Annotated in this window: 18 protein-coding genes; 7 read left to right on the top strand and 11 right to left on the bottom strand. The window is 70.7% G+C overall.

Going from position 1 to position 24,058, the window contains the following annotated elements; translation table 11 throughout:
• Nucleotides 1–103: 103 nt before the first annotated feature.
• Nucleotides 104–748: a copper resistance protein CopC gene (locus ACEN9V_RS05265; protein ID WP_413602416.1), complete on the bottom strand. Its 645-nt coding sequence runs from the start codon at nt 746–748 to the stop codon at nt 104–106.
• Nucleotides 745–1,467 (bottom strand): YcnI family protein, encoded by a 723-nt coding sequence (locus ACEN9V_RS05260; protein WP_413602415.1) that lies wholly within the window; start codon nt 1,465–1,467, stop codon nt 745–747. Before ACEN9V_RS05260 ends, ACEN9V_RS05265 begins: the two co-directional genes overlap by 4 nt.
• A gap of 229 nt (nt 1,468–1,696) precedes the next feature.
• Between ACEN9V_RS05260 and clpX the strand changes: the two genes are divergently transcribed.
• Nucleotides 1,697–2,977: an ATP-dependent Clp protease ATP-binding subunit ClpX gene (gene clpX / locus ACEN9V_RS05255; protein WP_281267361.1), complete on the top strand. Its 1,281-nt coding sequence runs from the start codon at nt 1,697–1,699 to the stop codon at nt 2,975–2,977.
• A gap of 243 nt (nt 2,978–3,220) precedes the next feature.
• Here the strand turns inward: clpX and ACEN9V_RS05250 are convergent, their stop codons facing one another.
• On the bottom strand, nt 3,221–5,245 hold the full coding sequence (locus ACEN9V_RS05250; RefSeq protein ID WP_413602414.1) for a M3 family metallopeptidase: 2,025 nt from the start codon (nt 5,243–5,245) through the stop codon (nt 3,221–3,223).
• A 9-nt stretch (nt 5,246–5,254) separates the two neighbouring features.
• Nucleotides 5,255–5,839 carry a TetR/AcrR family transcriptional regulator gene (locus ACEN9V_RS05245; protein ID WP_413602413.1) on the bottom strand — a complete coding sequence of 195 codons (585 nt, stop codon included), beginning with the start codon at nt 5,837–5,839 and terminating at the stop codon, nt 5,255–5,257.
• A gap of 131 nt (nt 5,840–5,970) precedes the next feature.
• Between ACEN9V_RS05245 and ACEN9V_RS05240 the strand changes: the two genes are divergently transcribed.
• Nucleotides 5,971–6,810, top strand: a complete 840-nt coding sequence (locus ACEN9V_RS05240) for an alpha/beta fold hydrolase (protein WP_413602412.1) — start codon at nt 5,971–5,973, stop codon at nt 6,808–6,810.
• 132 nt (nt 6,811–6,942) lie between these two features.
• On the opposite strand, the gene ACEN9V_RS05235 is transcribed toward ACEN9V_RS05240, so the two are convergent.
• Nucleotides 6,943–7,194, bottom strand: a complete 252-nt coding sequence (locus ACEN9V_RS05235) for a hypothetical protein (RefSeq protein ID WP_413602411.1) — start codon at nt 7,192–7,194, stop codon at nt 6,943–6,945.
• Nucleotides 7,195–7,224: 30 nt separating this feature from the next.
• On the bottom strand, nt 7,225–9,819 hold the full coding sequence (valS, locus tag ACEN9V_RS05230; RefSeq protein WP_413602410.1) for a valine--tRNA ligase: 2,595 nt from the start codon (nt 9,817–9,819) through the stop codon (nt 7,225–7,227).
• Nucleotides 9,820–10,075: 256 nt separating this feature from the next.
• On the opposite strand from valS, the gene proP reads away from it, so the two are divergent.
• On the top strand, nt 10,076–11,638 hold the full coding sequence (proP, locus tag ACEN9V_RS05225; RefSeq protein WP_413602409.1) for a glycine betaine/L-proline transporter ProP: 1,563 nt from the start codon (nt 10,076–10,078) through the stop codon (nt 11,636–11,638).
• A gap of 175 nt (nt 11,639–11,813) precedes the next feature.
• On the opposite strand, the gene ACEN9V_RS05220 is transcribed toward proP, so the two are convergent.
• Genes ACEN9V_RS05220 through ACEN9V_RS05205 form a run of 4 tightly spaced genes read right to left on the bottom strand, consistent with a single transcriptional unit; the run spans nt 11,814 to nt 16,933 of the window.
• Complete coding sequence (locus ACEN9V_RS05220; RefSeq protein WP_413602408.1) at nt 11,814–13,394, bottom strand: ATP-binding cassette domain-containing protein; 1,581 nt, start codon at nt 13,392–13,394, stop codon at nt 11,814–11,816.
• Nucleotides 13,391–14,272 carry an ABC transporter permease gene (locus ACEN9V_RS05215; protein WP_413602407.1) on the bottom strand — a complete coding sequence of 294 codons (882 nt, stop codon included), beginning with the start codon at nt 14,270–14,272 and terminating at the stop codon, nt 13,391–13,393. The genes ACEN9V_RS05220 and ACEN9V_RS05215 overlap by 4 nt, the downstream gene beginning before the upstream one ends.
• Nucleotides 14,269–15,288 (bottom strand): ABC transporter permease, encoded by a 1,020-nt coding sequence (locus ACEN9V_RS05210; protein ID WP_413602406.1) that lies wholly within the window; start codon nt 15,286–15,288, stop codon nt 14,269–14,271. Before ACEN9V_RS05210 ends, ACEN9V_RS05215 begins: the two co-directional genes overlap by 4 nt.
• 19 nt (nt 15,289–15,307) lie before the next feature.
• On the bottom strand, nt 15,308–16,933 hold the full coding sequence (locus ACEN9V_RS05205) for an ABC transporter substrate-binding protein (RefSeq protein ID WP_413602405.1): 1,626 nt from the start codon (nt 16,931–16,933) through the stop codon (nt 15,308–15,310).
• Between the two features lie 32 nt (nt 16,934–16,965).
• Here ACEN9V_RS05205 and ACEN9V_RS05200 point away from each other — a divergent pair, with 32 nt between their 5' ends.
• On the top strand, nt 16,966–17,565 hold the full coding sequence (locus ACEN9V_RS05200) for a TetR family transcriptional regulator (RefSeq protein WP_281267372.1): 600 nt from the start codon (nt 16,966–16,968) through the stop codon (nt 17,563–17,565).
• Nucleotides 17,566–17,596: 31 nt separating this feature from the next.
• On the opposite strand, the gene ACEN9V_RS05195 is transcribed toward ACEN9V_RS05200, so the two are convergent.
• On the bottom strand, nt 17,597–18,631 hold the full coding sequence (locus ACEN9V_RS05195; RefSeq protein ID WP_413602404.1) for a cation diffusion facilitator family transporter: 1,035 nt from the start codon (nt 18,629–18,631) through the stop codon (nt 17,597–17,599).
• 249 nt (nt 18,632–18,880) lie between these two features.
• Here ACEN9V_RS05195 and ileS point away from each other — a divergent pair, with 249 nt between their 5' ends.
• From ileS to ACEN9V_RS05180, 3 genes are read left to right on the top strand one after another with little or no spacing between them, the layout of a single operon-like run.
• Nucleotides 18,881–22,189: an isoleucine--tRNA ligase gene (gene ileS, locus ACEN9V_RS05190; RefSeq protein ID WP_413602403.1), complete on the top strand. Its 3,309-nt coding sequence runs from the start codon at nt 18,881–18,883 to the stop codon at nt 22,187–22,189.
• Complete coding sequence (locus ACEN9V_RS05185; RefSeq protein WP_413602402.1) at nt 22,186–23,643, top strand: bifunctional folylpolyglutamate synthase/dihydrofolate synthase; 1,458 nt, start codon at nt 22,186–22,188, stop codon at nt 23,641–23,643. The genes ileS and ACEN9V_RS05185 overlap by 4 nt, the downstream gene beginning before the upstream one ends.
• Complete coding sequence (locus ACEN9V_RS05180) at nt 23,640–24,038, top strand: DUF4233 domain-containing protein (RefSeq protein ID WP_413602401.1); 399 nt, start codon at nt 23,640–23,642, stop codon at nt 24,036–24,038. Before ACEN9V_RS05185 ends, ACEN9V_RS05180 begins: the two co-directional genes overlap by 4 nt.
• Nucleotides 24,039–24,058: the final 20 nt, after the last annotated feature.

The following is a 24,058-nucleotide window of genomic DNA, read 5'->3' as shown; positions in this document are numbered from 1 at the left end:
CAGGCGTCAGGCGTCAGGCGTCAGGGGTCAGGGGTCAGGCGTCAGGGGTCGGGCGTCAGGGGTCGGGCGTCGGGCGCGGGCGTCAGGCGTCGGGCGCCAGGGGTCAGTCCTCGTCGTCGGTGGGGGCTGGGCGGCGACGGAGGAGGAGCAGGACGGCGACGACTGCGGCGACGAGTACCAGGCCGCCGGCGCCGATCCAGATCGCGTCGGACATCGGGGAGTCCGTCGTGCCGGATGCGGTGCCCGTGGTGTCCGACGAGCTCGACGACCCGGCGGTCGCGCAGGTCGGCGGCTTCGCGGAGCCCTTCGCCGGCGTGAACCCCGAGGGTGCCTTCCACGTGAACGCGTACTCGTCGGAGACGGTGTGGCCGTCGGCGGAGACGATCTGCCACTCGACCTCGTACTTGCCGGAGGCACCGAGCGCGGCCTTCGTGGTCATCGACGGGCCGTCGACGGCGACGCAGCCGTCCTCGTAGTAGCGCTTGTCCGGCCCGACGATCCGGAAGGCGAAGCCGGACCCGGTGCCACCGATGTCGAGCAGCTTGTCGTTCGTGGTGATCTCGAACGCGTCCGGCAGGGACGTCAGCGTGCCGTCGACCTTCGGTGTCGACGCGATCATGTAGTTGTGCGCGCTCGCCGGACCGGCGAGCCCGAGGACCGCGCCGCCCGCGATCGCGACGGACGCGGCGGTGCCGGCCACGAGCCTCCAGGCCCGGGACCGGCCACCTGCCGGACGGACGGTCGTCACTTGGCGCTGCGGCGTCGGGTCGCGGCGACGGCGATCACGAGGCCGGCCGCGCCGACGACGAGTCCGCCGAGGCCGAGGAACCGTCCGACGAGGTCGGGCTGGGACGTCGTCGAGGTGCTCGCTGTGGTGGCGTCGTCGGTGGCTGCGGCAGCGTGGTGGTCGTCGTCACCGGTCGAGGCGGCGGTCAGCGTGATCGAGGGCGCGGGGTGCTCCGGCTCGGCCTCGCCCGCCTTCTGCTCCTGGTCCCACTCGGTCGACCCCTGCTCGCAGGTCTGGGTGACGGGGATCGCGACGACGTCGCCCGGCTTGCCGTCCGGCAGCGAGAACGACAGCGAGAAGGTGTCGCGCTCGTCCGCGGGGAGCGGGGTCTTCGCGGTGTAGGTGATGCTCGTGACGCGCTCACCGGCGTCGGCGGCGGTCTCGTCGTCGGCGGAGGCGGAGGGGCTCGTGTAGGGCTCGGTCGCCTTCGTGATGTCCCAGTTCGGGTTGACGGTCGGCGTGACCTCGATCACCGAGGACGGCACGTGGAACTGCAGCTTCGTCGTGGGGGAGCCGTCGCAGCCGTGCGGGACGGAGAAGGTCGCGGTCGTGTACGAACCCGCGGCGGACGACGTGCTCGTCGCCTCGACGTGGGCGCTGGCGGACGCCGCGGTGCCGAGGACGATCGCGGCGGCGACGCCGAGGGTCACTGCGCCACCGGCGGCGAGACGCTTCTGCATGGGGTTCCTTCCGGATGGTGTTCTACAACTTGTAGAGAAGACTGCATCACCGTAGCAGCACTGCACGCCCTGGGCGAACGCGCGCCCGGAAACGCGCACGGCGTCGCCGTCAGTGTCACCGGATGCGGTTAGGCTCGACAACACGACGACCTCGTGCACGCGAGCAGTGGTGCTCGTCGACTGCAGTGCACGTCGACTGCAGCGCACGTCAACCAGGGAAGGCCGGAGCATGGCACGCATCGGAGAGAGCGGGGACCTCCTCAAGTGCTCCTTCTGTGGCAAGAGCCAGAAGCAGGTGCAGCAGTTGATCGCCGGTCCCGGCGTCTACATCTGCGACGAATGCGTCGAGCTCTGCAACGAGATCATCGAAGAGCGTCTCGCTGAAGCGAGCGACGAGACCGGCAGCGGCGAGTTCGAGCTCCCGAAGCCGCGCGAGATCTTCGATTTCCTGCAGGAGTACGTCATCGGGCAGGACCCGGCGAAGCGCGCCCTGGCGGTCGCCGTCTACAACCACTACAAGCGCATCCGTGCGCAGGGGCAGATCACCGCCGCCGAAGACCGCGACGACGTCGAGATCGCCAAGTCCAACATCCTGCTGATCGGCCCAACGGGCTGCGGTAAGACGTACCTGGCGCAGACGCTGGCCAAGCGGCTCAACGTGCCGTTCGCCGTCGCGGACGCCACCGCACTGACCGAGGCGGGCTACGTCGGCGAAGACGTCGAGAACATCCTGCTCAAGCTCATCCAGGCCGCCGACTACGACGTCAAGCGCGCCGAGACCGGGATCATCTACATCGACGAGGTCGACAAGATCGCCCGCAAGGCCGAGAACCCGTCGATCACGCGCGATGTGTCCGGCGAAGGCGTGCAGCAGGCGCTGCTCAAGATCCTCGAGGGGACGGTTGCCTCCGTCCCGCCGCAGGGTGGTCGGAAGCACCCGCACCAGGAGTTCATCCAGATCGACACGACGAACGTGCTGTTCATCGTCGCCGGTGCGTTCGCGGGTCTCGAAGAGATCGTGTCGTCCCGGGTCGGCAAGCGGGGGATCGGCTTCGGCGCTCCGCTGCACAGCCCGCTCGACCAGCAGGACCTCTTCGCCGACGTCCTGCCGGAAGACCTGCACAAGTTCGGGCTCATCCCGGAGTTCATCGGGCGTCTGCCCGTCGTCACCACGGTGTCGCAGCTGGACCAGTCGGCGCTCATGCAGATCCTGACGGAGCCGAAGAACGCGCTCGTCCGGCAGTACCAGCGGATGTTCCAGATCGACGGGGTCGAGCTCGAGTTCGACCAGGGTGCGCTGGAGGCCATCGCGGACCTCGCGGTGCTCCGCCAGACCGGTGCGCGTGGGCTCCGAGCGATCATGGAAGAGGTGCTCGGGCCGATCATGTTCGACGTGCCCTCCGACGACGACGTCGCACGCGTCGTCGTCACGCGGGAGTCGGTGCTCGAGAACGCGGCGCCGACGATCGTCCCGCGGCCGAGGACCAAGCGCGTCGAGAAGTCCGCGTAGGGGAATCCGCTTCGCAACAGGGCCCGCACCGTCTCGGTGCGGGCCCTGTTGGCGTGCGGCGTGTCCCTGCGCGCGGGTGTTCCCGTGGGGGCGCGCGGTGTTCCCCTACGCGCGTTCCTTCCCATCACGCTCGGAGTGGGAAGTCGATTCGCGCGTAGGGGGTCGGAACGACATGCCTCCTACGCGCGAAACGACTCCCTACGCGCGAAACGGCCGACCGGACCGTCCCCGGGGCGCCGCGCGCTACTCCAGGCCGCGGCGGCGCAGCAGGGGGCCGACCTCGGCGTCGCGGCCGCGGAACTCGCGGAAGGCCTCGATCGGGTCCTTCGACCCACCGACGCCGAGCAGCAGCGTGGCGAAGCGGCGCCCGGCAGCGCGGTCGAGCCCGCCGTGGTCGCGGAACCACTCCACGGTGTCGGCGTCGAGCACCTCGCTCCAGATGTAGCCGTAGTAGCCGGCGTCGTACCCGCCAGAGAACGTGTGCGCGAAGTACGTCGAGGAGTACCGCGGCGGAACGGCGGCGACGTCGACCCCGGCGTCCGCCAGGGCCTGGCGTTCGAAGGCCTCGACGTCCGTGACGGCGTCGGCCTTGGCCTTCGACAGGCGGTGCCACGCCTGGTCCAGGAGTGCGGCGGCGAGGTACTCGGTCGTCCCGAATCCCTCGTTGAAGCCGGCGGAGTCGCTCAGCCCGAGGACGAGCTCCGGCGGCATCGGCTCGCCGGTCTCGTGGTGCTTCGCGTAGTTCGCGAGGACCTCGGGCCAGGACACCCACATCTCGTTCACCTGGCTCGGGAACTCCACGAAGTCCCGCTCGACGTTCGTGCCGGAGAACCGCGGGTACGTCGTCCGCGCGATCAACCCGTGCAGCGCGTGCCCGAACTCGTGGAACAGCGTCTCGACCTCGTCCTGGATGAGGAGCGTCGGGGACCCGGCGGCGGGCTTCGCGACGTTGAGGTTGTTCACGACGACGGGCAGGGTGCCCATCAGTGCCGACTGCTCGACGACGGGGTTCATCCACGCGCCACCCCGCTTGCCGTCGCGCGTGTAGAGGTCGAGCAGGTACAGGCCCACGGGAGCGTCCTGCTCGTCGGTGACCTCGAACACGCGGACGTCGTCGTTGTAGCCGTGCAGGTCGGGGCGCTCGGCGAACTTCAGGCCGTACAGCGCGTTGGCGGCGAAGAACACGCCGTCGTGCAGCACCCGGTCGGCCTCGAGGTACGGGCGCATCGCGGAGCTGTCCGCGGCGAACTGCTCGCCGCGGAGGATCTCGGTCGCGTACGCCCAGTCCCAGGACTCGACGTCGAACCCGACGGTGCGGGACCGGACCGCGCGCTCGTCCTCGGCGTTGCGCGCGGCCGCCGGTGTGAGCGAGGACAGCAGCCCGGCGACGGCGGCGGGATCACCGGCGGTCTCGTCTGCCGTGACGACCGACGCGTGGTCGGGGAAGCCGAGGAGTTCGGCGCGTTCGGCCCGGAGCCGGACGATGCGGAGCAGGACCTCGCGGTTGTCGTGCTCGTTCCCGCGACGACCTCTGGCGAGGGATGCACGCATGATGCGCTCGCGCAGCCCACGGTCGGTGAGCGACGCGAGCCACGGGTGCCCGGTGTAGAGCGGCAGGGTGATGAGCCAGCCGTCGAGCCCGCGGTCGGCTGCTGCACCGGCGGCAGCGGACTTCGCGCCGTCGTCGAGTCCCGCGAGCTCGTCCTCGGCGGTGACGTGGACCGCGGAGTCGTTGGTGTCCTCGAGCAGGTTCCGCTCGAACGTCGTGGTGAGTGTCGAGAGCTCCTGGTTGATCGCGGTCAGGCGTTCCTTGCCCGCGTCGTCGAGCCCGGCGCCGGCGAGGGTCATCTCGGTGTGGGTGCGCTCCACGAGCCGGAGGTCCTCGCCGGTGAGGCCCTCGGCAGCGGCGGTGTCCCGGACAGCCCGCACCCGCTCGTACAGCCGCGAGTCGAGGGTGATGGCGTCATGGTGCGCGGCGAGCAACGGGGAGACCTCGGCCTCGATGTCGTGCAGCTCCGGGGTGGAGTCGGCGGACGACAGCGTGAAGAACACCATGCTGACACGGGACAGCAGCTGACCGGTACGCTCGAGTGCCACCAGGGTGTTGTCGAACGTCGCAGGCTCCGGGTTCGCAGCGATCGCCTCGACCTCCGCGCGCTGCTCGGCCATGCCGGCGTCGAACGCCGGGCGGTGGTGCTCCAGCCGGACGTCGTCGAACGGGGGGAGTGCGTACGGCAGGGGACTCGGTTCGTCGAACGGCGTCGTCATCACCCCACCCTAGCGACGGGTCGCGGCGTCGATCAGGGTGGCGGCGGCGCGACGGGCGTGCCGCGCGGGTGCGGTGTCGCCGGCGATCGCCGCGGTGGTCTGGGCGCCTTCCGCGAGCAACGCCAGCTGGGCGGCGAGCTCGTCGGCGGCAGCCGGGTCGGCGACGGCACGAGTGGTGAGTGCCGCGACGAAGGCTTGGAAGGACTCCTTGTGCCGGCGAGCGATCGAGGCGACGGCTGGGGAGGTCGCACCGAGCTCGCCGAACGCGTTGATGAACCCGCAGCCGCGGAAGGTGTCGTCCCCGAACCACGACTCGAGGAAGTCGTACATCGCCAGGAGCTTGTCGCGGGGCGAGACCGCGGCGTCCACCGCCTGCTCGATGCCGTGCTCCCAGATCTCGTGGCGTCCCGCGAGGACGGCGGCGATGAGCTGGTCCTTGCCGGGGAACGCCGCGTAGAGCTTCTTCAGGGAGACGCCGGCGCCCGTGCGGATCTCGTCCATGCCGACGGACTGGATGCCGCGGGCGTAGAAGAGTGCATCGGCGACGTCGACGATGTGGGCCTTCGTGTCGGCCTCGATCGTGTTCGCGCTCATGTCGTACCCCGTTCGCTGTGCGTTCACCGTCTCCGAGTTGCATGGGGAACGGTCGTTCTCTACTGTAGGGCACATCGACGGAGAACGACCGTTCTCCGCTCGGAGCGAAGTCCGTCACGGAAGGAACGACCATGGGTGAGATCACCGTCGGGACCGAGAACAGCGCCGACATCCGGCTGCACTACGAGGACAAGGGGACCGGGCAGCCGATCGTGCTGATCCACGGCTTCCCGCTCGACGGCAACTCCTGGGAAGGGCAGATCCCGCCGCTCCTCGACGCCGGGTACCGGGTCGTGACGTACGACCGTCGCGGCTTCGGCCAGTCGTCGCAGCCGAGCACCGGGTACGACTACGACACCTTCGCGGACGACCTGCACACCGTGCTCGAGACGCTCGACCTGCGCGACGTCATCCTCGTCGGCTTCTCGATGGGCACCGGCGAGATCGCCCGGTACATCGGCCGTCACGGTGAAGAGCGGATCGCGAAGGTCGCGTTCCTCGCCTCGCTCGAGCCGTTCCTCGCGATCACCGACGACAACCCAGACGGCGCCGGCCCGATGTCGTTCTTCGAGGGCATCGCTGCCGACGTGAAGCAGGACCGGTACGCGTACTTCACGAACTTCTACCAGGACTTCTTCAACCTGTCGGAGAACCTCGGCTCGCGCATCTCCGAAGAGGCCGTCCGCAACGCCTGGAACGTCGCCGCCGGATCCGGTTCGATCGCCAGCGCCGCTGCTCCGCTGACCTGGCCGACCGACTTCCGTCAGGACATCCCGAAGGTCACCGTCCCGGCACTCATCGTGCACGGCACGGCGGACAACATCCTGCCGATCGACGCGACCGGCCGTCGCTTCACGAAGGCGCTCCCGCACGCGGAGTACGTCGAGATCGAGGGCGCCCCGCACGGCCTGCTCACCACGCACACCTCCGAGGTGAACCAGGTCCTGCTCGGCTGGCTCGCCAAGGCCTGACCCGAACGGCCCCCCGCCCAACCGAAAGCACCCCGAACCGCGGAAAACCGTGGTGCGGGGTGCTTTCGGTTGTGCGAACGCGGGCGAACGCGGGCGAACACGCGCGGGCGGCCGCGGCTCGCGGGCGGGCGCTCAGTCCTCCTCGGGAGCGTCGTCCGGGTTCGTCACCTGGGCGTGCCCGAGCGCGTCGAGGTGGATCGACGTGCCGTCGTCGAGCTCGACGCGCGGCTTGCCCTCCAGGAAGGTCAGCGTCCACCCCCAGCCCGTGGTGTCGACCGCCTCCGCGGCCAGCTCGTCCTCGACGGTCCGGACCGCCACGACCAGCGCTTCCACGAGCCGTGCCGGTGGTTCCCCACCCACGTTCCAGCGCGTACCCAACTGCATCAGGGCCTCCTGTCCGTCTCCGACGCGACCCTACGCGGGCTGCTCGGCCAGCTCGATCTCGGTGACCGCGAGTTCCGGACCGTCGACGAACGACAGGTCCTGGATGCGGCCGACGGCCGCCAGGTCGACCGCTGCGCGCTCGACGAGCTCCCGCGTCTCGGCCGGGGCCGCGACCACCGCGCGCGTCACCGGCGTCTTCTGGGACGCCTTGGCAGCCGTCTTCGCACCGCGGATCCCGATGAGCGCCTGCCCGACGGCGGCGAGGAGACCGGTCTCGGCCGCGTCGACCGGCAGGTCGGCGGCGGTCGGCCAGGAGGCTCGGTGCACGCTGGTGTCGTGGGTCCAGGCCCACACTTCCTCCGTCGCGAACGGCAGGAACGGTGCGAGCAGACGGAGCTGCACGTCGATGGCGGCGCGGAGCGCCAGGACGGCGCTCGCCTGGGTCTCGTGCGTCGCGTCCGGCGCGGTGCCGTACGCGCGCTCCTTGACGAGCTCGAGGTAGTCGTCGCAGAACGTCCAGAAGAAGCGCTCGGTGACCTCGAGAGCGCGGGCGTGGTCGAAGCCGTCGAACGCCGTGGTCGCCTGCTCGAGCGTGGTGCGCAGGGCGGCGAGCATGTCGATGTCGAGCGCCTCGGTCACCTGGTGCGCGCCGGTCGGCAGCTCGAAGCCGTAGACGAACTTCGCCGCGTTGAGCACCTTGATCGCCAGACGCCGACCGACCTTGATCTGCTTCGGGTTCTGCGCGTCGAACGCCGCGTCCGTGCCGAGCTTCGACGAGGCCGCCCAGTAGCGGACCGCGTCGGCGCCGTGCTGCTCGAGGATCGAGAGCGGGGTGACCACGTTGCCCTTGGACTTCGACATCTTCTTGCGGTCGGGGTCCACGATGAAGCCGGAGATCGACGCGTTCTTCCACGGCACGACATCGGCTTCGAGCTGGCTGCGGAGCACCGTCGTGAACAGCCACGTGCGGATGATGTCCTGCGCCTGCGGGCGGACGTCGTACGGGTAGACGAGGTCGTAGAGCGCCGGGTCGGTCTCCCACTTGCCCGCGAGCTGCGGGGTCAGCGACGAGGTCGCCCAGGTGTCCATGACGTCGAGCTCACCCTGGAACCCGCCGGCGACGCCGCGCTGGTCCTCGGTGTAGCCGGGAGCCGGTTCGGACGCCGGGTCGACGGGCAGCTGCGCCTCAGTCGGGACGATCGGCTGGTCGAACACCGGGTTGCCGTCGGCGTCGAGCGGGTACCAGACGGGCAGCGGCACACCGAAGAAGCGCTGGCGCGAGATGAGCCAGTCGCCCGAGAGGCCGCCGACCCAGTTGTCGTAACGGACGCGCATGAAGTCCGGGTGGAAGGCGATCTCCTCGCCGCGCTTCCGGAGCGTGGCCTTGAGGTCCTCGTCGCGAGCGCCGTTCACGATGTACCACTGGCGCGTGGAGACGATCTCGAGGGGCTTGTCGCCCTTCTCGAAGAACTTCACCGGGTGCTGGATGGTCTTGATGTCCCCGACCAGGTCGCCGGACTCGGTCAGGGCGTCCACGACGACCTTCTTCGCCGAGAACACGGTCTTGCCGGCCATCTCGGCGTAGAGGGCCTTGCCGCCCTCCGACTCGATCCAGGCCGGCTCGTCGGAGCGCACGCGGCCGTCGAACCCGATGATCGCGCGGTTCGGCAGCTGCAGCTCGCGCCACCACACGACGTCCGTGGTGTCACCGAACGTGCAGACCATGGCGATGCCGGCGCCCTTGTCCTTCTGCGCGAGGTGGTGCGCGAGGACCGGGACCTCGACGTCGAACAGGGGGGAGCGGACCGTCGTGCCGAAGAGGTCCTGGAACCGCTCGTCGTCCGGGTGCGCGACGAGGGCGACGCACGCCGGCAGGAGCTCCGGGCGGGTGGTCTGGATGACGATGTCGCCCTGACCGTCCGTGCGGTGGAAGGCGATGCCGTGGTACGCGCCGGGCATCTCCTTGTCCTCGAGTTCGGCCTGCGCGACCGCGGTGCGGAAGGTGACGTCCCAGAGCGTCGGGGCGTCGGCCTGGTAGGCCTCGCCGCGCTCGAGGTTCCGGAGGAACGCACGCTGCGCGCTGGCGCGGGAGGTGTCGTCGATCGTGCGGTACGACTGCGTCCAGTCCACGGACAGGCCGAGCGTGCGGAAGAGGTGCTCGAACTGCTGCTCGTCCTGCACGGTGAGGCGCTCGCACAGCTCGATGAAGTTGCGGCGCGACACCGGGATCTGGTCGGCGGCCTTCGACGACTTGTTGTCGCCGCCTTCGAACGGCGGGACGAACATCGGGTCGTAGGGGAGCTGCGGGTCGCAGCGGACGCCGTAGTAGTTCTGCACGCGACGCTCGGTGGGGAGACCGTTGTCGTCCCAGCCCATCGGGTAGAAGACCTGCTTGCCGCGCATGCGCTCGAACCGGGCCTTGAGGTCGGTGTGCGTGTACGAGAACACGTGGCCGATGTGCAGCGAGCCGGAGGCGGTCGGCGGCGGGGTGTCGATCGAGTAGACGTTGCTGCGGTCTCCGGCGGCGTCGCGGTCGAACCGGTACGTGCCCTGGTCGTCCCAGACCGGTCCCCAGACCTGCTCGAGTCCGTCCACCGTGGGCTTGTCGGGCATGGGCTTGGTCATGGCTGCGCCTTTCGATCGATATGTGCGGCACCGAGTCCGTGATGAGGTGCCTGAGTGTCCACGCGTGACACGTGGTTCGTTCGATCGTACCGGGACCGGCGAGCGGGCGGCACGCTTACCACGCGGCCCCCTCGCGGACAAGTCCCGAAGCTGTTAGTCTGTCGGGGTTTGTCCGGCGAGCGCGAGCTCGTAGGAGCTGCAACGTCGCCGTCCCGTCGGACCCCCGAAGGACGCTCAGCACACCGGAGGAACACACTTGACACCGAACAACGCACCCCAGTCGCACGGCGATCGGCCGCTGCGCACGAAGGGCGCTGCGAAGCGCGCTCGCCGGAAGCTGACCACGGACGACGTCACCGTCGTCGAGGAGTCGCTCCTCAAGCGCGCCGTCGCCGCAGCCGCACTCGGCAACGCGATGGAGTGGTTCGACTTCGGCATCTTCGCCTACCTCACCGTCACCATCTCGAAGGTCTTCCTGCCGCAGGGTGACCCCGCCGCGAACATCGTCGCCACCTTCGGGTTCTTCGCCGCCGCGTTCATCGTCCGCCCGATCGGTGGTGCCGTCTTCGGCCCGATCGGCGACAAGATCGGCCGGCAGAAGGTCCTCGCCCTGACGATGATCCTGATGGCCGCCGGCACGCTCATGATCGGCCTGATCCCGTCGTACGACACGATCGGCTTCTGGGCACCCGTGCTGCTCCTCGTCGCCCGCTTCGTGCAGGGCTTCTCGACCGGTGGCGAGTACGGCGGCGCCGCGACGTTCATCGCCGAGTACTCCCCGGACAAGCGCCGAGGGTTCATGGGTTCGTGGCTCGAGTTCGGCACCCTGGCCGGGTACGTGCTCGGCGCGTCGATCGTCACCGGCCTGCAGTTCGGCCTGTCCGAGGACGCCCTGCTCAGCTGGGGCTGGCGCATCCCGTTCATCGTCGCCGGCCCGCTCGGCCTGATCGGGCTGTACCTGCGCCTGAAGCTCGAGGAGACCCCGGCCTTCCAGAAGCAGCAGGAGCAGGCCGCCGAGCGCGAGTCGCAGAAGACGCCGTTCCTCAAGCTCTTCGCCACCAACTGGCGCGCGCTCATCGTCTGCATCGGCCTGGTGCTGGTCTTCAACGTGTCCGACTACATGCTCCTGTCGTACATGCCGACCTACCTCGAGCAGAACCTCGGCCAGAACGCCACCTTCGGTCTGATCCTCATCGTCATCGTGATGATCCTGATGATGGTCGTCATCACGTTCGGTGGTCGCCTGTCCGACCGGTTCGGCCGTCGTCCCGTGCTCGCCGCGGGCTGCATCGGGTTCTTCCTGTTCTCGTGGCCGGCGCTGCAGCTCGTGCAGTCCGGTACCGGCGTCGGCGTGTTCTTCGGGCTGCTCATCCTCGGAGTGGTGCTCGTCACCTTCACCTCGACGATGCCCTCGACGCTCCCCGCGCTCTTCCCGACGATCATCCGCTACGGCGCGCTGGCGATCGCGTTCAACGTGTCCGTCTCGCTCTTCGGTGGCACCACCCCGCTCGCGACCGCCGCGCTCATCAACAGCGCGAAGGACGCCGGCTTCGGCTGGGCCGAGGACATCCCGGCGTTCTACCTGATGGCAGCAGCCGTGATCGGCCTCGTGGCGGTGTACTTCACGAAGGAGACCGCGTCGACGCCGCTCATGGGCTCCGGCCCGACGGTGGCCTCGGAGGAAGAGGTCGCGCAGGTCATCGACGAGTACAACGACCCGTCGTCCGACTTCGCGCAGTCCGACTGGGCGAAGGAGTTCTCGACCAGCGAGATCCCGATCATCTCGGCCGACACGGACAAGGCGCCGTCCGGCTCCTGATCCGCGTGGGCGGCTCTCCGCCCCTGCGCCAAAGCGACAGTGTCCCGGCCGTTTTCGCCGGGACACTGTCGCTTTCGCGGTAGTGGCTGTGGCGCGATCCGGGACACTGTCGCTTTCGCGGGACCGACCGACGTGCGCGGCCCGACCGACGCGCGAGGACCGGCCGACGTGCGAGCTACGCGGCGGCGGACCTCGGGCCGGCCGACAGCCGCTCGGCGGCACGGACGAGCCCCGCGGTCACGGCGTGCGTCGGGCGTGCGAACACCTCGGCGGCCGGGCCGTGTTCCACCGCGGCACCGCCGTGCATCACCAGGACGTCGTCCGCGATGCGCCGGACCGCACGGAGGTCGTGCGACACGAACACCATCGCGACACGGGTCTCGTCGCGGAGCCGTTCCAGGAGGCCCATCACGGCGTCCTGCACCGTGGCGTCGAGCGCCGTGACGGGTTCGTCGAGCACGAGCACGTCCGGCCCCGTCGCCAGCGCACGGGCGATGGCCAGGCGCTGCCGTTGCCCGCCGGACAGCGTCAGCGGCGACCGGCCGCGGATCGCGGGGTCGAGGTCGACCTGTCCCAGGGCCTCGTCGACGCGGGCGTCGAGCGACCCGGTCGCCCGCCGTGCGTCGCCGCCGGACATCGCGTCCGCCAGCACCCGCTCGACGTTCCACCGCTCGTCGAAGGTCGCGCCGGGGTCCTGCACGACGGCGGACACCCGGCGGCGGCGTGCCCGTCGCTCACGCTCGGGGAGGGGTGCCCAGGGAGCGCCGTCGAGCGTGACCGTGCCGGTGTCCGGCGCCTCGAGCCCGAGCAGCATGCGCACGAGCGTCGTCTTGCCGGACCCGGACGCCCCGACGACACCGAGTGTCCGCCCACGCCGGAGTCCGAACGACACCCCCGTGACGGCGTCGACCCGGTCGTACGACTTCCGGAGGTCCGTCGTCTCGAGCACGGCGGCAGCAGCGCCGACGACCGGCCGCGGCGCCGCGGTGCGCCCGGCGGCCGAAGCGGCGACGAGTGCCCGGGTGACCGGGTGGGTGGGGGATCGGAGGACCTGCGTCACCGGCCCCTGCTCGACGATCCGCCCGCCGTCCATCACCACGACACGGTCGGCCCACCCGGCGACGAGCCCCAGGTCGTGCGTCACGACGAGCAGCCCCGCGCCCTGCTGTTGCGCTGTCCGGAGCTGCTCCATCACGCGGACAGCAACACCCGCGTCGAGCGCCGTGGTCGGTTCGTCCGCCACGACGAGCACCGGCGAGCCGATGGTCGCGGCGGCGATGAGCGCGCGCTGCCGCATCCCGCCGGACAGGGTCCCCGCGAGCCGACCGTCCGCCGCGATCGCCGGGTCGAGCCCGACCGCGTCGAGCGCGGAGCGCACGGCGTCCACCCGCTCGCGAGCGCTCATCTCCGTGTGCAGCCGCAGGGCGTCGCCGACCTCGCGCCCGACGGCACGCAGCGGGTCCAACGCACCAAGTGCCTCCTGGCCGACGTAGCCGACCCGTGACCCTCGGACCGCTCGCCACCGTCGTTCCGAGAACGCGCGGGTGTCGAACCCGGCGACCTCGAGTCGGTCCGCGCGGACGGCGGAGCCTGGCGCGGACAGGCCGAGCAGAGCCCTGACGGTGACGGTCTTGCCAGAGCCGGACGCGCCGACCAGCGCGACGCACTCGCCGGGGTCCACGTGCAGCGCGACGTCGCGGACGACCGGCGCGCCGCCGATCGAGACGGACAGCCCCTCGACACCCAACACGCTCATCGCACCACTCCCGTTCGTCGGATGGCCCGGCCGAGCACCGTCACCGCGGTCGCGAGCACGACGATCGCGAGGCCGGGGAAGGTGCTCATCCATGGCGCTGTCTGCAGGTAGGTCCGCCCGTCGGCGAGCATCGCGCCCCACTCCGGAGCGGGCGGTGGCGTGCCGACGCCGAGGTAGCTGAGCGCAGAAGCCCACACGATCGCCTGCCCGATGCCGAGCGTCCCGACCGCGACGACCGGCCAGAGCGCCGCCGGCAGCACGTGCCGCACGACGATGCGTGCGGGGGAGCGCCCGAGCAGCACGGCGGTCTCGACGACCTGGGAGGACCGAGCCGATCGGACCAGGCCACGGACGATGCGCGCGTACCCGGGTGCCGTGGCGAACCCGACGGCGAGCATCGCGGGCACCGGGCCGGGGCCGGTCACGGCGATGACGACCAGTGCGACGAGGAGCAGCGGGAGCGCGAACGCGACCTCGGTGATCCGCCCGATGACGGCGTCGACGACACGGCCGCCGAGGCCGGCCGCGACGCCGAGCACAACCCCGAGGCCACCGCCGACCAGCGTGGCGACGACCCCGACCACGAGGCTCGCCCTCGTCCCGGCGACGACCCGCGCCAGGACGTCCCGCCCGGACTCGTCGGTGCCGAACAGACTCGACCAACTCGGGGCCTGCAGCGCCTGCGCCGGGTGCACGGCGAGCGGGTCGCCGCCGCCGAGCAGCGCCGGCCACACCGCAGCGACGACGGCGAGCGCCACCACGGCCGCCGCCAGGATCCCGGCCGGCCCGAGCGTCCCCCCACGGACTCGCTCGGACCGTCGGGTCCCGTCTCCCGGGTGCGCGCCGGCCTGGAGGCTCGGTTCGGCGATCCCGCTCATCGCGCCCCCGCCTCGTGGCGCGTCCGCACGCGTGGCGGCCCCGACTGTCGGCCGCGGGGATCGACGATGCGCTCGAGGACGTCGGCGACGGCGAGCACGACGACGTACGCGAGCGCCGACACCATCGCGATGCCCACGACGAGGGGCATGTCGCGCTGCGTGACCGCGGTGACCAGGGCCCGCCCGATGCCGGGCAGCGCGAACACCGACTCGACGACGACGGCCCCGGACACGAGCGACCCGAACGCCCAGGCGGACAGGGCGATCCCCGGAAGTGCGGCGTGCCGGAGCAGGTGCCGACCGAACACACCCGCGCGGGTCTCGCCGCGCCCGCGTGCGGCGAGCGCGAAGGCCGACCGCTGGGCGTCGACGACCCCGTCTCGGATGGTCTCGGCGAGGTACCCGGCGACGGGGACGGCCACCGTGACGACGGGCAGGACCCACCCGCGCACGGTGCCGTCGCTCACCGCCGGGAACCACCCGAGGCTGCTCGCGAAGACGACGATGAGCACGCTGCCGAGCCAGAAGTGCGGGGTCACGCTGGCGGTGACGCTCAGCGCCGAGGTCAGCCCCGCGGCGAACCGGCCGCGCTGGGTCGACCACCACGCGGCGACGATCGCGAGCGCCCATGCGACGACGAGCCCGGCGACCGCCAGGGTGAGCGTCACGGGGAGCTGCTGTCCGAGCAGCGTGGCCACCGGCGTGCGGAACGCGTACGAGTCGCCGAGCTGCCCGGTCGCCAGGCGTCCGAGGAACACCGCGTACTGGACGACGACGGGTCGGTCGAAGCCGTAGTCGTGGCGGACCTGGTCGACCGCGGCGGCCGATGCCTGCGACCCGGGGCCGCCGAGGATCGCGAGCGCGGGGTCGCCCGGGATGAGCCGGATCGCGACGAAGACGATCGTCGCGACCGCCCAGAGCACGCCGATGCCGCCCAGCGCACGGCGGAGCACCCAGCGCGACCACTGCGCCGGAGCCGAGCCGCCGCCGGGCCGGTTCAGGCCTGCGCGACGCATGCCGTGCCTCCTGTCCGGATCAGTCCGCGATCCAGGCCGAGCCGAACCACGGGGTCGACACCGGGGTGGTGCGGATGCCGTGGACGCTCGAGCGGTACAGGAAGTGGTTCTGCTGGTCGTAGAGGGGCAGCACCGTCCGGCTCTCGAGGATGCGCTTCTGGGCCTGTTCGTACAGGTCCGCGCGGGTGCTCTGGTCCGAGGTCTCGGCGGCCCGCTGGAGCAGCGAGTCGAGCTCGGGCTCGTCGAGCTGCGCGAGGTTCGCGAAGTACCCCGACGGCGCGGGCGTGATGCTCGCGGAGTCGTAGAGGATCCGCAGGACGTCCGGCCCGACCTTCGTGTACGGGGCGCTGACCACGTCGTACTGGTTCTTCGCGAGCGCCGCGTACCAGCTCGACAGGTCGAGTTCCTGCAGCTGGACCTTGATGCCGACCTTCGCTTCGGATGCCTGGATCTGCTGGAACAGGCTGCGCTCGGCTGGGACCGACTGGTTCGTCGACACCGGGAACGTCACGGTCAGCTGCTTGCCGTCCTTCTCGCGGATGCCGTCCGAGCCGACCTTCCAGCCGGCGTCGTCGAGGAGCCGCTTCGCCGTCGCCGGCTGGTACCGGAACAGGCTCTTGTCGGAGTACGCGAACGGTTCGACGCTCGACAGCACCGAGTACGAGCGCTTCGCGGTGCCGAGGAACAGGCTCTGGATGCCCGGGTCGATCTCGGCACCGGCGATGAACGCCTTGCGCACGGCTTCGTCCTGGAAGACGCCGTGGCCGGAGTTGAGCTCGAGTCGGTTCGACGCACCGGGTCGGGGCGCGTCGAGGTCGCGGATGGCGCCCTTCGAGGACGCGGCCTTGAGCTGGTCGGGCTGCGCGTTGTCGATGACGTCGACCTGGCCGGACTGCAGCGCCGCGTAGCGCGAGGTGGAGTCCGGGATGAAGCGCCAGGAGACGCCGTCGAGGCGCGGCTTCGTCTTCCCCCAGTAGTCCTTGTTCTGGACCAGCGTCACGCGGTCGCCGTGCTTCCAGTTCGTGATCTCGAACGGGCCGGTGCCGACGGGGGACTCGCAGTTCTCCTTCTGGGAGCGGTCGAGTGCCTTCGGGGACTCCATCCCGACCCACGCCTGCGAGAACGACTCGAGCAGTGCGCTGTCCGGACGGCTGAGCGACAGCGTCACGGTGTGGTCGTCGGTGGCCGTTGCCTTCTGGATGGACTGCAGGGCGAGGTAGCCCGTGCTCGACGCCGTCGTCGGGTCCTGCACGTGCTCGATGTTCCGCACCACGGCGGCCGCGTCGAACGGGGTGCCGTCGGTGAACGACACACCCTGACGCAGCGTGAACGTCAGGGTCTTGCCGTCGTCGCTCGTGGTCCACTTCGTCGCGAGGGCCGGCGTGGGCTTGCCGTCGTCGAGCCCGACGAGCTCCTCGATGTACTGGCTCGCCAGCAGCGCCTGCGGGTAGTTGCCGCCGACGTGCGGGTCGAGGCAGGTGGGCTCCGCGTCGCCGGAGGCGTAGGTCAGCGTGCCGCCGTTCTCCGGCGTGGCGTCGGCGGAGCTCGTGCCGGACCCCGTGCAGGCGGTCAGCGTGAGGAGGACGGCGACGGCACCGGCGAGGGCACCGATCCTTCGGGTTTTCTGTACTGGGTCCAAGATCATGGCTCGACGAGTCTAGTTGTTTACTGGACCCCATGGACGAACCGATCCGCCGTGGGGGACGGCCGCGACGCTCGAGCGCCGAGGTGCTCGCGGACGCCGCCGCCGAGCTGTTCCTGGAGCAGGGCTACGGCCGGACCACGGTCGACCAGATCGCCGCACGCGCCGGGGTGAGCCGCGCGACGTTCTTCAACTACTTCCCGGCGAAGTCCGACGTGATGTGGCTCGAGCTCGACGCCGCGGTCGGAGCGCTGCCCGCGTTGCTGGCGGCGTCGGACGACCCGTCCGCGGTGCGAGCGGTGGAGAGCGCGTTGCTCGCCGCCGCCCGGGCGCACGACCCCGAGCGGGTCCCGTGGGCGATCGCGCAGGCCGAGGTGATGGGGATCGGGCCGGAGCTCGTGGGCAGCGTCGCGGCCCGGGTGATGGCGCAGCACGGGGCCGTCGCGGCGTTCGTCGCCCGGCGGACGGGGGAGTACGCGGGGTCGCTCTGGCCGCAGACCGTCGCCGGCGCGATGCTCGGCGCCGCTGCCGCTGCCTTCGGGGTGTGGGTCGCGGACGGAGTGGCTCGGCGCCCGCTCGTGGAGTACGTCGGTGCGGCGTTGACGCCGGTCGCCGCCGGCCTCGACGCGCGCTGACGCCGCGGCGCCGTCCGTCGGTGCGGCGCCGTCAGTCGGTGCGGAGCGTGCCCGCCCCGCCCGATGCGACGTCCTCCGCGGTGCCGTCGCGCACGACGTCGGGGACCTCGGCGTCGGTCGGCACCAGGGACTCGTCGCCGGGCAGGCTCAGGGTGAGGACTGCTTCCTCGATGTACTGGCTCTCCTCGAGTGACTTCTCGACGTCGCGCAGCCGGACGGCCACGTGCGACTCGTCCTCGTTGCCGGTCAGGTCGATCGCGGCGACGAGGTAGACCCGCGACGGCCCGACGAACTCCAGGTGCAGGTACGTCACGCGTTCGATCTGCTCGCGGGAGAGCAGCTCGACCAGCACCGCGTTCTCCAGCTCCGGCGAGGTGCTCTCCCCGAGCAGGAACCGGCGGTTGCGGTCGATGAGGACGATCGCGACGACGCCGAGCAGGATGCCGACCGCGATCGAGCCGATCGCGTCGAAGACCGCCAGCCCGGTGACCTGGTGCAGGAACACCCCGAGGAAGGCGATGACGAGGCCGACGAGCGCGGCCGCGTCCTCGGCGAACACCGCGCGGAGCGTCGGGTTCGAGGACTGCAGCACGTGCCGCAGCACCGGCACCCGACGCTTCGTCGCGGCACCGTGCGCCTGCCGGTACGCCTGCAGGAAGCTCGTGCCCTCGAGGCAGAACGACACGGCCAGCACGATGTAGTTCAGGGTGACGTCCTCGGCCGGACCGGTCTCGCCCAGCTCGGAGATGCCGTGGGAGATGGACACGATCGCGCCAGCGGTGAACAGCCCGAACGCGGCGAACATCGACCAGATGTAGGTCTCGCGGCCGTAGCCGAGCGGGTGCGCCACGTCACGCTGCTTCGCGCCCCGGCGCTCGGCGATGAGCAGGAAGATCTCGTTCCCGGTGTCGGCCCACGAGTGCGCCGCCTCGGCCACCATCGACGCGGATCCGGACAGGAGTGCGGCGATCGACTTGGCGATGGCGACGAGCAGGTTCGCACCGAACGCGACGACGACGGTGAGCAGGGATTCGGGACGATCCTGCTGCTGATCAGACGAGGGCATCCCTCAAGCATGCTCCCGTCCGGTAAACTCCCGTACCAAGAGCACTGATCCGGCCATCACCGGGGAGCTCCCGGAAGAACGCGGGACGCACACGAAGCGGTCCGTCAGTAGAGCCGGGCGGGTTCGGGACCGTCACCATCCCCGACGACGAGCGGCCGTTCCGGTGTCCCGGACGGCAAGCGAGGTGGTACCGCGGAGTGCATGCTCCGTCCTCGTGGTCCTGAACCGGCAACCCACAGGAGCCCCGCGGTGCGCTACCCCCTCAATCGTGCTGAAACGACTGGCCGTGCTGACGCGACCGACGCCGCTGCCGGCGTCACCCCGTCCCCGAGCTTCCCCGCCGTCGAGCAGGGCATCCTCGCCTTCTGGAAGGGCGACGACACCTTCCAGGCCTCGATCGACCAGCGCGACGGCTGCGACGAGTGGGTCTTCTACGACGGCCCGCCGTTCGCCAACGGCCTGCCGCACTACGGCCACCTGCTGACCGGCTACGCCAAGGACGTCTTCCCGCGCTACCAGACGATGCGCGGCAAGCAGGTGCACCGCCGCTTCGGCTGGGACACCCACGGGCTCCCCGCCGAGCTCGAGGCGATGCGCCAGCTCGGCATCACCGAGAAGCACGAGATCGACGAGATGGGCGTCGACGTCTTCAACGCCGCCGCGAAGAAGTCCGTGCTGCAGTACACCGACGAGTGGCAGGAGTACGTCACCCGTCAGGCGCGCTGGGTCGACTTCGAGAACGACTACAAGACGCTCGACGTCACGTACATGGAGAGCGTCCTCTGGGCGTGGAAGCAGCTCTGGGACAAGGGGCTGGCGTACGAGGGCTTCCGGGTCCTGCCGTACTGCTGGAACGACCAGACGCCGCTGTCGAACCACGAGCTGCGCATGGACGACGACGTCTACCAGATGCGCCAGGACCAGTCGGTCACGGTGTCGTTCCCGTTGCAGGGCGCCCGCGCCTCGGAACTCGGACTCGACGGCGTCCGTGCCCTCGCCTGGACGACGACCCCGTGGACGCTGCCGACGAACGCCGCGCTGGCAGTCGGACCGGCGGTCACGTACGTGGTGCTGCCGGCAGGGCCGGGAGGCTCGGCTGACGGCAGCGACGCCGGTTCCGTCCAGTACATGCTGGCGTCGGACACCGTGGCCGCCTATGCGAAGGACCTCGGGTACGAGTCGCCGGAGGCCGCTGTCGCGGCCGTCACGCGCGAGCTGCAGGGCGCCGAACTCGACGGCGTCCGGTACGAGCGCCTCTTCGACGACCTCGCCGAAACCGAGGGCATGGAGCACGCCTGGCAGGTCCTCGTCGCCGACTACGTCGAGACCGGCGAGGGCACCGGCATCGTGCACCAGGCTCCGGCGTACGGCGCCGACGACCAGGTGGTCTGCGCCGCCGCCGGCATCCCCGTCGTGCTGTCCCTCGACGAGGGCGGCGTCTTCACGTCCCAGTTCCCGCTCGTCGCCGGCCAGCTCTGGTCGGACGCGAACAAGCCGCTGACGAAGGCCGTGCGCGATGCCGGACGGCTGCTGCGCCAGGCGTCCTACGAGCACAGCTACCCGCACTGCTGGCGCTGCCGCAAGCCCCTCATCTACAAGGCCGTCTCGTCGTGGTTCGTCCGCGTCACCGAGTTCCGCGACCGGATGGGCGAGCTGAACCAGGACATCACCTGGGTCCCGGAGAACATCAAGGACGGCCAGTTCGGCAAGTGGGTCGGCAACGCCATCGACTGGTCGGTGTCCCGCAACCGCTACTTCGGCACGCCGATCCCGGTGTGGGTCTCCGACGACCCGGCGTACCCGCGGCAGGACGTCTACGGCTCGCTCGAGGAGATCGAGCGCGACTTCGGCCGGCTGCCGCTGAACGGCGACGGCGAGGTCGACCTGCACCGCCCGTTCATCGACGACCTCACCCGGCCGAACCCGGACGACCCCACGGGTGCGTCCACGATGCGCCGCATCACCGACGTGTTCGACGTGTGGTTCGACTCCGGGTCGATGCCGTACGCCCAGGTGCACTACCCGTTCGAGAACCGCGAGTGGTTCGACACCCACAACCCGGCGGACTTCATCGTCGAGTACATCGGGCAGACCCGCGGCTGGTTCTACGTCATGCACGCGCTGTCGACGGCACTGTTCGACCGTCCGGCGTTCCGCAACGTGGTCAGCCACGGCATCGTGCTCGGCTCCGACGGGCAGAAGATGTCGAAGTCGCTCCGGAACTACCCGGACGTCTCCGAGGTGTTCGACCGCGACGGCGCCGACGCGATGCGCTGGTTCCTGATGTCGTCGTCGGTGATCCGCGGCGGCAACCTCGTCGTCACCGAGGAGGGCATCCGCCAGGGCGTCCGCGAGTTCCTGCTGCCGTTCTGGTCGACGTACTACTTCTTCACGCTGTACGCGAACGCGTCGGGCGACGACGGCGCAGCGACATCCGAGGGGTACGGGGCCTCGCGCAGCACCACGAGCACCGACGTGCTCGACCGGTACCTCCTCGCGAAGACCCGCGTGCTCGTCGAGGACGTCACGAAGCACCTCGACGCGCTCGACACCCCGCTCGCCGCGCAGGCCATCCGCGACTTCGCCGACGTGCTGACGAACTGGTACGTCCGCCGCTCGCGGGACAAGTTCTGGCTCGGCGCCGGATCGTCGGAGTCCGCGAAGGCCGCGTTCGACACGCTGTACACCGTGCTCGAGACGCTCGCCCGGGTCGCCGCCCCGCTCGCACCCCTCGTCACCGAGGAGGTCTGGAAGGGCCTGACCGGTGGTCGCAGCGTGCACCTGGAGGACTTCCCGGACGCGTCCGAGTTCCCCGCGGACGACGCCCTCGTCGCCGCGATGGACCGCGTCCGCGACGTCGCCTCGAAGGGGCTCGCGCTCCGCAAGGCCACCGGCAAGCGCGTCCGGCTGCCGCTCGCGACGCTGACGCTCGTGGTGCCGGACACCGCCGCCGTCGAGCCGTTCGTGGACATCCTCCGCGACGAGCTCAACGTCAAGCGGGTCGTCCTCGAGCCCCAGGCGGAGGAGTCCCTCGCGCAGTACGGCATCGAGCGGAAGCTCACCGTCAACGCCCGCGCCGCCGGCCCCCGCATCGGCAAGCAGGTGCAGCAGGTCATCCCGGCCGCCAAGAAGGGCGACTGGGTCGCGACCGAGTCCGGCGTCACCGTCGGCGGGATCGACCTGGTCGAGGGCGAGTACACGCTCGACCTCACCGTGGCCGACGAGTCGACCGTGGTGGCGTTCCTCGACGAGGGCGGCTTCGTGGTGCTCGACACCGTGACCACCCCGGAGCTCGAGGCCGAGGGCCTGGCCCGCGACGTCGTCCGTGCCGTGCAGCAGGCCCGGCGCGAGGCCGACCTCGACGTCAGCGACCGCATCGTCCTGACGCTCCGTGCGGACGAGACGGCCGAGGCAGCGGTGCAGGCGCACCAGGAGCTGATCGCGAACGAGACCCTGACGACGACGCTGCAGCTGGTGGCCGCCGTGTTCGCGGAGGACGACCCGGCCACCGAGGTCGGTGACGGGGCGAAGGTGACCGTGGAGGTGGAGCGCGCATGAGCGACGACGACGAGAACGGCTTCGAGGACCAGACACCGGACGGCATCGAGATCCCGGTGGGTCCGGCCGGCGACGCCGACCCCACCGAGGTGGTCCCGTACGGGGGTGACGACGACGAGGTCAAGCGCGTCGAGGCCGCCCTGTACGCCCGGATCGGCGAGCAGTCGCCCGAGCACCGCCTCACCGCGACCCGTCGTGCCGTCGAGCTCCTCGGCGACCCGCACCTCGCGTACCCGGTCATCCACATCACGGGCACGAACGGCAAGACGTCGACCGCTCGGATGACGGAGAGCATCGTCCGCGCGCACGGGCTCCGCACCGGACTCATGACGAGCCCGCACCTGGTGTCGATCCGCGAGCGCATCGTCATCGACGGCGCCCCCATCGCCGCGGACCGGTTCGTGGAGAACTGGGACGACATCGTGCCGATCCTCGAGATGACCGACAAGGAGCTCACCGACAAGGGCGAGCTCCCGCTGACGTTCTTCGAGGCGCTGACCGTGCTCGCGCTGGCGTGCTTCGCCGAGGCGCCGGTCGACGTCGCCGTGATCGAGGTCGGCATGGGCGGCGAGTGGGACTCCACGAACGTCGTGCAGAGCCAGGTCGCGGTGTTCACCCCGATCGCGATCGACCACGCCAAGCAGCTCGGCAACACCGTCGCCGAGATCGCCCGCACCAAGTCGGGGATCGTCAAGCCCTCCTCCGCCGTCGTGTCGAGCGCGCAGGTGCCGGAGGCGCTCGCCGAACTCGAGCGCGCCGCCGAGCTCACCGAGTCCACGCTCGCCGTCGAGGGTGCAGGGTTCAGTGTCGTCGAAGTGACCCCCGCGGTCGGCGGCCAGCTCATCACGGTGCAGGGCATCGCCGGGCGCTACGACGACCTGTTCGTGCCGCTCTTCGGCGGGTACCAGGCGCACAACGCCGCAGTGGCGATCGCCGCGGTCGAGTCCTTCATCGGCCGCGGCACCCAGGCCCTCGACGAGGACGTCCTCAGCGAGGGGCTCGCCGGCGCCACGAGCCCTGGCCGGCTCCAGCCGATCGCCCAGGAGCCGACCGTGGTCGTCGACGCCGCGCACAACCCGCACGGCGCCAGGGCCCTGGCCGAGGCACTGCCCGTCGCGTTCCCGTCCGGCCACGTCGTCGGCGTCGTCGGCATCCTCGCCGACAAGGACGCCCGCGGCTTCGTCCGGGCGCTCAAGGACACGATCCAGACCTTCGTCGTCACGCAGCCGCCGGGGGAGCGGGCGCTCGACGCCGACGAGTTCGCCCGGGTCGTCGTGGACGAGGTCGGCATCGACCGTGTGGTCGTCGAGCCGGCCCTCGCCCAGGCCCTGCAGGAAGCGCGCGACCTGGCGGACGAGGCGGAGGCCGAGGACGCCATGGTGCTCGTCGCCGGCTCCATCGTGATGGTGGGCGCCGTCATGGACCTGGTGCACCAGGAAAGCGGGGCGAAGTGACGGACGCACCACGAGCCTCCCGGCCGGCCAGGCGACCGCGTCACGAACGCGGCGCGCAGGAGAGCCTCACCTCGATCGCGCTGGTCCTCGAGGCGATCATGTTCTTCTTCCCGATGCTCGTGGTCTTCGGCAAGCACACGCTGCCCGCCGGATGGGCCTTCGGCGGCGGCATCGGCGCGATGATCGTCCTGGCGCTCGCGTCGCGGATGACGGGCACCCGTGCCGGTGTATGGTTCGGGTGGCTGCTCCAGGCGGCCATCCTCGCCACCGGCTTCATCGAACCGTTCATGTTCGTCGTGGGCCTGGTGTTCCTGGTCCTGTGGGTGTTCTGCTTCGTCAAGGGCGGACAGCTCGACCGGATGAACGCCGCCCGGCGCGCCGCTGCCGAGGACTGACCACATCCACCCCCGAACCC

Source organism: Curtobacterium sp. Curtsp57 (assembly GCF_047324335.1).
In the GTDB taxonomy this organism is placed as follows: Bacteria; Actinomycetota; Actinomycetes; order Actinomycetales; family Microbacteriaceae; genus Curtobacterium.
Note: the sequence above shows the minus strand (reverse complement) of the source record. Positions and strands in the feature narration are given on the sequence as shown.